This window comes from Lutibacter sp. HS1-25 (assembly GCF_004121075.1).
GTDB lineage: Bacteria > Bacteroidota > Bacteroidia > Flavobacteriales > Flavobacteriaceae > Lutibacter.
This window is the reverse complement of the sequence record NZ_RHLN01000142.1, coordinates 1-9,264: the sequence shown is the minus strand read 5'-3', so window position 1 is coordinate 9,264 and position 9,264 is coordinate 1. Positions and strand designations below refer to the sequence as shown.

Annotated in this window: 8 protein-coding genes; 1 reads left to right on the top strand and 7 read right to left on the bottom strand. The window is 32.0% G+C overall.

Translation table 11 applies throughout. The features are described 5' to 3' along the window. Window positions 1-422, top strand: a 422-nt coding sequence (locus tag EC396_RS14185) for a transposase (RefSeq protein ID WP_205757970.1), incomplete at its 5' end; no start/stop codon positions are given. Window positions 423-1,207: 785 nt separating this feature from the next. On the opposite strand, the gene EC396_RS14180 is transcribed toward EC396_RS14185, so the two are convergent. The 7 genes from EC396_RS14180 to EC396_RS14150 form a co-directional block, all read right to left on the bottom strand. After that, window positions 1,208-2,827 carry a sodium/sugar symporter gene (locus EC396_RS14180; protein WP_129367253.1) on the bottom strand — a complete coding sequence of 540 codons (1,620 nt, stop codon included), beginning with the start codon at window positions 2,825-2,827 and terminating at the stop codon, window positions 1,208-1,210. 183 nt (window positions 2,828-3,010) lie between these two features. Continuing rightward, window positions 3,011-4,027 carry a UDP-glucose--hexose-1-phosphate uridylyltransferase gene (locus tag EC396_RS14175; RefSeq protein ID WP_129367251.1) on the bottom strand — a complete coding sequence of 339 codons (1,017 nt, stop codon included), beginning with the start codon at window positions 4,025-4,027 and terminating at the stop codon, window positions 3,011-3,013. 2 nt (window positions 4,028-4,029) lie between these two features. Then, complete coding sequence (gene galK, locus EC396_RS14170) at window positions 4,030-5,178, bottom strand: galactokinase (protein WP_129367249.1); 1,149 nt, start codon at window positions 5,176-5,178, stop codon at window positions 4,030-4,032. Between the two features lie 30 nt (window positions 5,179-5,208). Next, window positions 5,209-6,204, bottom strand: a complete 996-nt coding sequence (locus EC396_RS14165; RefSeq protein WP_129367248.1) for a GntR family transcriptional regulator — start codon at window positions 6,202-6,204, stop codon at window positions 5,209-5,211. A 153-nt stretch (window positions 6,205-6,357) separates the two neighbouring features. Then, complete coding sequence (locus EC396_RS14160; protein ID WP_129367247.1) at window positions 6,358-7,659, bottom strand: MFS transporter; 1,302 nt, start codon at window positions 7,657-7,659, stop codon at window positions 6,358-6,360. A gap of 75 nt (window positions 7,660-7,734) precedes the next feature. After that, window positions 7,735-8,403 carry a bifunctional 4-hydroxy-2-oxoglutarate aldolase/2-dehydro-3-deoxy-phosphogluconate aldolase gene (locus EC396_RS14155; RefSeq protein WP_129365884.1) on the bottom strand — a complete coding sequence of 223 codons (669 nt, stop codon included), beginning with the start codon at window positions 8,401-8,403 and terminating at the stop codon, window positions 7,735-7,737. Window positions 8,404-8,597: 194 nt separating this feature from the next. Beyond that, window positions 8,598-9,264: PfkB family carbohydrate kinase (locus EC396_RS14150; protein ID WP_240665722.1), on the bottom strand; the 667-nt coding region annotated here is incomplete at its 5' end.

Below are 9,264 nucleotides of genomic sequence, written 5' to 3'. Positions count from 1 at the left end.
ATGCACAAACTAGTAGCAACCAAGAGCAAGACCACTATATCTGTCCAATGGGTCAAACTATGAAAAAAATAGGTGAGCGAAAGAGAAAAACCAAATCAGGTTATGCACAAACTAGTAGTATATATAGCGCACAAAACTGTCAAGATTGTCAATTGCGAGGCGCTTGTTTTAAGGCAAAAGGAAATAGAATTGTAGAGCGGAATCACAAACTAGAGGCATACAAGGAAAAAGCAAGAAGGAATTTGCTTAGCGAAATAGGTGAACTAAAACGCAAACAGCGTACTGCCGATGTAGAACCTGTTTTTGCACACATAAAATCCAATCGAAATTTTAAACGATTTACCCATAAAGGAATAGAAAAAGCTGAATTAGAGTTCGGATTACACGCATTAGCGCATAATATAAGAAAGAAATGCGCCTAATAAATGGCAACTTCTTGCCAAAAATTAAAACCTCCTAAAATTATCGGTAGAAATTAAAAATAAAAAAAACCGCCCCAATTTAATTTTGAGACGGCTTCTTTTTTTATAGAACTTAATATTTCATTTCTAACATTTTTTTAATAAAAAACTGCTCAGCCTTGTTTAAAGGTGAGCAGTCAAACACTTAAATTGAAAAAACGTAATACTTCTTAAGTAATTACTTTTCAAATATATGACAGTAGTTTGGATATAAACACGACAAGCTATGTCTGTAATCTAATTAGCTAAAAAAATTAAATACACTTTTAATTAACCTTATCGTATTCTATAAATTTATAATAAAAAAACTGCTCAACCTCCCCACAAGGATGAACAGTTAAACATTTAAATTTGAAAATGTAACTCTTATTAGTAATTACATTACAAAAGTAATTTTCATTTTCAATAGCTTACACGACAGGGTATGTCATATACTCCATATTTGATAAAAAAAAGCCTAATCAAAAAATGATTAGGCTTTTCATAGCATTTCCCTTAATTCAATAATAACAATGTTCTTTTTCTTCGATGTAAAATTACTTGTTTACCAAGAATAACATAAGGGGGTAATACCTAAAATATAAAGGGGAAAAATCCCCTTTTGATGTATATTTTAAAAATTAAAAATCAATATTATAGTTCAATTAAAATCTAATTAAACAAAATTTTTGAAAACCACTAACTTATAAAAAAGAGCTGGAAAATTCCAGCTCTTTTGAATGATAAATTATATTTTCCAGTAATTATTACTTCCAAAAAATTGAGTACAAGGCTACTAAAATCAACATAATAGCAAAAGAACCAATATTAAATAATGGACTGGTTTTAAACAGTTCTTTGGTAACTTCAATTGCTTTTTCATCATCTTTTCCTTTATGTTGAAGCAAACTCACAATTACAATAACAACCATTGTTAATACAGCTGTCAACCCCATTTGATCCATCCAAGGCATTGTTGTAGTTTTAAATGCAACAGCAATTGGAATAGAAGCCAACGCACCAATAATTGCAGCTTTGTTGGTTGTTTTTTTCCAGAATAGACCCAACATAAATACAGCTAAAATACCTGGAGAAACAATTCCTGTATATTCTTGAATAAACTGGAATGCCTGATCAATACCTCCTAAAAGTGGCGCCATAATACAAGCAATTACCAAAGCTACACCTGCAGACAATCTACCAACATTTACAGTTTGTTTGTCGCTTGCATTTTTATTGATGTATTGTTTGTAAATATCCATAGTAAAAATGGTTGATGTTGAATTTAACATTGAAGCTAAAGACGATACGATGGCTGCTGCTAATGCTGCAAATGCCAATCCTTTCATTCCTGTTGGTAAAAATTGTAACAACCAAGGGTAAGCTCTATCTGCTTGTTCTAATGATGGTAAGTTTTTCAATCCTGCTGCACCTAAACGAGCCATAATTTCAGGGTCATGTACCATAACATAGGCTGCTATTCCAGGAATTACTACAATTACAGGAATAATTAATTTCAATCCTGCAGCTAATAAAATACCTTTTTGAGATTCTTTTAAAGATTTTGCAGCCAAGGTTCTTTGAATAATGTATTGGTTGAAACCCCAATAATATAAGTTTGCTACCCAAAGTCCACCAACTAAAACCCCAATTCCTGGTAAGTTTTTAAATTCTGGATTTCCTTCTTCTAAAATCATGGCAAAACGATCTGGAGCTGCATCATAAACAACTTTTAAACCCTCCATAACTCCTTGTCCGTCTGAAACGGTATTCAAAGCCAAATAAGTAGTAACTAAACCTCCTAAAACTAAGAAAATTACTTGTATAACATCTGTCCAAGCAACTGCTGAAAGACCTCCGTATAATGAATAAGCTGCAGCAAATAAAGCCAAACCTATCACGCCATAGATCATTGGAATTCCAATAATTGTTTCTAAAGCCAATGACCCTAAATACAATACTGAGGCTAAGTTTACAAAAACATACAAAGCAATCCAGAAAACCGCTAATATGGTTTTTAAATTTGTTGAAAATCGTTTTTCAACAAATTCAGGAATGGTATACAATCCTTTTTCAATAAATATAGGTAGAAAATATTTTCCCACTATAATTAAAGTTAGTGCTGCCATCCATTCATAAGAAGCAATTGCCAAGCCCAGTGCAAAACCAGACCCCGACATTCCTATAAATTGTTCTGCAGAAATATTGGCTGCAATTAAACTTGCTCCAATAGCCCACCAAGGTAAACTTTTACTTGCCAAGAAATAGTCTTCGGCGTTTTTTTCATGTCCTTCTTTATCTCTGGATACCCACAATCCAACGCCTAAAATTAATACCGCATAGGCAACGAAGATAAGGTAATCCCAAAATCCAAAATGTGCTGTCATAATTATTATTTTTGTTTATATAGTTTGGTTAATATATTATTTATGTTAAAAACAAATTTCATTAAAAATAGTAAAATTAATGGGGTACAATCAATTAAAAATGATGTACAAATGATTTATTTTCATTTTTCTAATATCTTTATTAATAATTTTCCTTATAAATACTATTTTATCATTTATTAATTAAATTTCTCTCAATCTTTTTGCCGCAATTTCAGCGGTTATATCACGTTGTGGCGATCCAAACATCTCATACCCAACCATAAATTTCTTTACAGTGGCACTTCTTAATAATGGCGGATAAAAACTCATATGCCAATGCCAATGATCGTTTGCTTCGCCATTTGTTGGCGCTTGATGAATTCCACTAGAATAAGGAAATGAACAGTTAAACAATTTATCGTAAGCCTTTGTTAAAACAGAAATTGCTTCAGCAAATTGAAAACCTTCTTCTTTTGTTAAACAACTTAAGTTTTTCTGAGCTTTTTTAGGAAGTATCATTGCTTCGAAAGGCCAAACTGCCCAAAACGGAATCAATACAACAAAAGCATCATTTTCAAAAATAATACGTTCTTTTAAAGCTAATTCTTGCTGAACGTAATCTTCAAGAATGGTTTTATTATTTTTTTGAAAATAAGCTAGTTGATGAATGTCTTTTTTATAAACCTCGTTAGGTAATGAAGATTGACTCCAAATTTGACCATGTGGATGTGGATTGCTACAACCCATTACAGCTCCTTTATTCTCAAAAATCTGAACATAATTGATGCTTTTCTCACTTCCTAAAATCTCATATTCTTCTTTCCAAGTAACAACAACTTTTTCAATAGCTTGAACCGACATTTCAGCCAAACTTTTTGAATGATCTGGGCTAAAACATATTACTTTACAAATACCTGTTTCACTTTGCGCCTGTAACAAGCCATCATTAATTGCAAATGATGGAGAATCTTTTTGCAAAGCTGCAAAATCGTTGGTAAACACAAAAGCACCTTTATAATCTGGATTTACTTCACCATTAATTCTTGTATTTGTTGGGCATAAATAACAACTTTTATCATATGCAGGTTTTACTTCTTTTGAAAGTTCTTCATTTTGACCTTGCCAAGGGCGTTTTGCTCTATGCGGTGAAACCAACACCCATTCACCTGTTAAAACATTTAATCTCTTATGAGAATAATCTTGTAAATCTGTATTCATTTTTAAACTATTTTATGTGTTCCATCTGCAATATTTACGGCATAAGGAGAACATTCTTTATTAAATTTTAATTTATATAATGGCGCTACTTTTTTAACAAAAGCATCAGCTTTTCCTTTTTTTACAATATTAATAGTACAACCACCAAAACCGCCACCCATCATTCGAGCGCCAATTACATCATCACTATTCTTAGCTAGATCAACTAAAAAGTCCAACTCATCGCAACTAACTTTGTATTGATTTTGCAAACCGTCATGAGATCCATATATCAATTCACCTAACTTTTCAATATCATTTGCAATCATTGCTTCTGAAGCAGCTTGTGCTCTGTTATTTTCCTGAACAACAAACAATACTTTTTGATAATCTTCTTCAGAAATTTGATCTTTAACTTTCAATAAATCTGCCTCTGTAGCATCTCTTAAAGCTTTGATATTTAATAGTGCTGCAACTTTTTCACAAGCTGCTCTTCTATCATTATAAGCACTATCAGCCAAACTATGCTTTACATTCGTATTGATTAATAACAATTCGTAATCTTTAAAATCAATTAAAAAAGGCGTTGCAACAGTTGTTCTACAATCTAACAACAAAGCGTGGTCTTTTTGTCCAAACATACTAGCATACTGATCCATAATTCCACAGTTAACACCCACATAATTATGTTCAGCCTTTTGCGAAATAAAAATCATTTCTTCTTTTGTCAATCCCAATTCAAATAATTCATTCAAACCAAAAACAACACTATTTTCTAATGCTGCTGAAGACGACATTCCTGATCCGTTAGGAATATCACCACCAAAAACAATATTAAAATTACCAACTTTAAATCCTTTTTTTTGAATTTCGCCAACAACACCTAAAATATAATTTCTCCAATTACCTCCTTTTAAAGGCGAAACACTATCAACAGAAAATTCATATTTTTCTTCTAAATCACTTGCAATAGCAACACTTACACTGTGAGCACTTTTACTAATTGCTGCAATAATTCCTTTATCAACAGCTGCAGGAAAAACAAATCCGTCATTATAATCCGTGTGCTCTCCAATTACATTAATTCTACCTGGTGAAAAAATAAGGATTGGCTCTTCTGTAAAATTTTCAGCAAATTCCTTCGCTATTTTATTTTTTAATTCAATATTCATTACTAATAATTTTGTTAGTTTATCTATTTTCTAAAGTGAATTTCTTAATATTAATGAATTGCTATTTTCAATTTGAATCTTTTCATTGTTCAATATCATTTTAGCAAGCTTTTCTCCCATTTTATTAAAATCGGTTGAAATGGTTGTAATACCTCCTTCAATAATTTCTTTCAAAAGCGTGTCGTTATATGAAATAATCCCAATGTTTTCACTCAAAATCAAACCTAGTTCTTTAATTTTTTTCATAATAACGATAAGATTTCTATCGTCAGGAATAATATAAACTTCCCCTTTTAAAGGGATTCTATTGTCTAAGGAATTTACAATTTCGTATTCATAATTATTGTCTTTACAAAAACGAACAAAACCGTTTCTCATTCCATTTGGCTGTTTATTTTGAAAATGCAGAATAAGTTTATTGTATTTTTTTAATGAAGGAATTCCAGCTGTTAAATTGGAATACATATCTTTTTCGAAATTTTGATAAATAGCAGCATAATCTGCCAGTTCATCATGCATTTGGTCAAGTATATATACTTTTTCTTTGGGTAATTTTTCAATAATTAAATTAGTTTTCTCGAGATTGGCAGGCATAATTACATAATAATTATAATTACCAATACTTTCAAAAATCAACTTACTAAATACTTCATAATTAAAGTGATGAAAATAAATATCAACAACAAAATTACCTTCAATATTTTTTAAAAAAGCATTGTATAAATCTTCTTTAAACACATTTAACTCATCAAAAAGCACAAATATTTTTTGCTCTAAATCTATGTTTTCACTTTTAACATAATACCCTTTTCCCGAGATTGAATGGATAATTCCACGTGTTTTTAATTGGTTATAGGCAACCATAACAGTATCTCTAGAAACACCAAATGTATCGCAAACACTATTGATTGAAGGCAATTGAGATCCTTTGACCAACTCTTTACTTACAATTGCATTTTCTATCGATTCTACAATTTGTTTGTATTTTGGAATCCCAATATTATTTTGAATTGAAATATGTTTCATTTGACAAATATAGCAAAAAAAACAACTAGTGGGTACTGGTTGGTTTATTTTACGAAAAATTCATCATAATTTTAAAAAGTATGCTATAAATAAAAAAAGAGACTGTCTTTTCAGACAGTCTCTTTTTTTATAAAACTTAAAATAATTTTCTATTTAATTCTCAATTGGTTTTAGATTTTCATCTAAAGGAGTCATATTAGGCATTAATAAATGAACCAAACCTAAAATTATAACATAACAAGAACCTGCAATTAAAAACGCCCAAAAATAGCCGCTATTTCCAGCTGTATCTAATACAGAACCCAATGCTTTATCTGAAATAATACCTGCAACGGCTCCAACCATTCCACCAATACCAACTACTGATGCAGTTGCTTTTTTAGGAAATACATCTGAAACCAATGTAAATATGTTTGCAGACCAAGCTTGATGACCTGCTGCTGCCAAACCAATTAATAAAATTGCAATCCACTTATTTTCTGTAATTGCTACAAAACTCACAGGAAGAATAATTAATGCACATATTAACAAAGTTAGTTTTCTTGCCTTGTTTACAGTCCATCCTTTTCTCATAAATGCTCCAGATAGGTAACCACCAAAAATACTACCACCATCTGCTAAAATATAAATCACAAAAAATGGAAGTGCAATATTGTGAATATCTACATCAAAAGCTGATGCTAAAAATTTTGCGCCCCAGAAAAGGTAAAACCACCATACAGCATCTGTAACTTTAGCCAAAGCAAATGCCCAAGTTTGACGCTTGTTCAATACACTTTTCCAAGGTAATTTTTCTTCGTTTTCTACTGCAGAATCACTTTGGATATAAGCCAATTCTTCTTTTGATACTTTTGGATGAACTTCAGGTTTTTTGTACATGCTAAACCATAGCGCAACCCAAATAGCACTTAAAACACCTGTTATTAAAAAAGGTATTTGCCAGTTTTTACCGTCTTCGTGAACAATCCAACCAACAACAAATGGTGCTGCAATTGCACCAATACTAGTTGCTGCATTAAAAAGTCCTGTTGCAAAAGCTCTGTCTTTTTTTGGAAACCACTCAGCTGTAGTTTTAATAGCTGCTGGAAAATTTCCTGCTTCTCCAAAACCCAATCCAAATCGTGCTGCTGCAAATCCAATAACACTAAATCCTGGACGAACAACTGCATGAAGCATACCAAAAATACTCCATATTGCAATAGATAAAGTATACCCTTTTTTAGTACCTAAACGGTCAATTAAACCTCCCATATAAAGCAATCCTAATGCATAGGCAATTTTAAAGGAAATCATGATGTTTGCATAATCACTATTTGTCCATCCAAACATTTTTTCAAGGGTTGGTGCCATTACACCAATAATACTTCTGTCAAAATAGTTGATGGTAGTGGCGAACATTAGTAACCCTAAAATTCGATACCGATAATTTCCTATTTTTTGATTTGATTCACTCATAATTTTTAAGTTTAATTATTTTTACTAATTATTGTATACCCAAATATTCAATTTTAAAAAGATTATTAAAGAGTATTACTTTCTGATTTCTTTGATTAAAGCTATGGCGTTTTTAACATCTTGCTCTAATTTAGCGTAATCTTTATTTTTAATGATTTCTCCTGAAATTAATTGAGAACCCATTCCAACACAAGTTACACCTGCGCCAAACCAAGCCGATAAATTTTCCTTAGTTGGTGAAACACCTCCCGTTGGCATAATGCTTGTCCAAGGTTGAGGCCCTTTAATTCCTTTTACAAACTGAGGTCCGTAAATATCTCCAGGGAATAATTTTACCACTTCACAACCCAATTCTTCAGCTCTTGTAATTTCAGTTAAGGTTCCACAGCCTGGTGACCATAAAACTTTACGACGGTTACAAGCAATGGCTATGTCTTCTCTTAAAACTGGTGTTACAATAAAGTTTGCACCCAATGCCATATACAATGATGCGGCTGCAGCATCGGTTACTGAACCAACACCCATAATCATTCCTGGTAATTCTTTAATTGCATATTTGGTTAATTCGCCAAAAACTTCGTGAGCGAAATCACCACGAGCTGTAAATTCCATTAAACGTGCGCCACCATCGTAACACGCTTTTAATACTTTTTTACTTAATTCTATATCACTGTGAAAAAACAAAGGAATCATCCCTGTTTCTTTCATTGCCGTAGCAACTTCTATTCTTGTAAATTGTGCCATTTTTTTTGTTTGTTTTATCGGTATTAATTGAACTTTATCATAAGGAATGTTGAGTCGCAAAATGCAACCCAACCTCCTTAAATACCAAAATTAATTAACAACCTATTTATCATTATTTAATCTCCATTTATTCCAATTTCAAATAGATTTTGAAATAAACTCAAAATAATAATGGTTAAATAAATGTTTTTTAATTAACGAGCAACTCTACCAGAGGCATCACCACCCATTAATTTATTTACTTCATCTACAGTTACCAAGTTTGCATCACCTTTAATTGTGTGTTTTAAACAAGATGCTGCTACTGCAAAATCCAATGCATTTTGATCGTCGCCTGGGTAAGTTAACAATCCGTAGATCAATCCTCCCATAAAACTATCTCCACCACCAACTCTATCTACAATATCTGTAATTTGGTACTGACGTGTTTCGTACATTTTTTTGCCATCGTATAAAACACCTGCCCAAGTGTTGTGTGATGCAGAAATTGAACCTCTTAATGTGGTAATAACTTTTTTAGCTTTTGGGAATTTTTCCATCATTTGCTGACAAACAGATAAAAATGCTTCTGCTTTTACATCGTGTCCATGTGTTTGAACATCCAAACCTTCTGGTTTGATTCCAAAGTGCATTTCTGCATCTTCTTCATTTCCTAAAATAACATCACAGTAAGATGTTAATTCGGTCATAATTGCCTCACGATCTCCACCGTATTTCCACAATTTAGCGCGGTAATTTAAATCGGTTGAAATGGTTAAACCTAATTTACTTGCAGCTTTTACAGCTTCTAAACAAGCATCAGCTGAACTTTGTGAAATGGCTGGTGTAATACCTGTCCAATGAAACCACTCTGCACCTGCA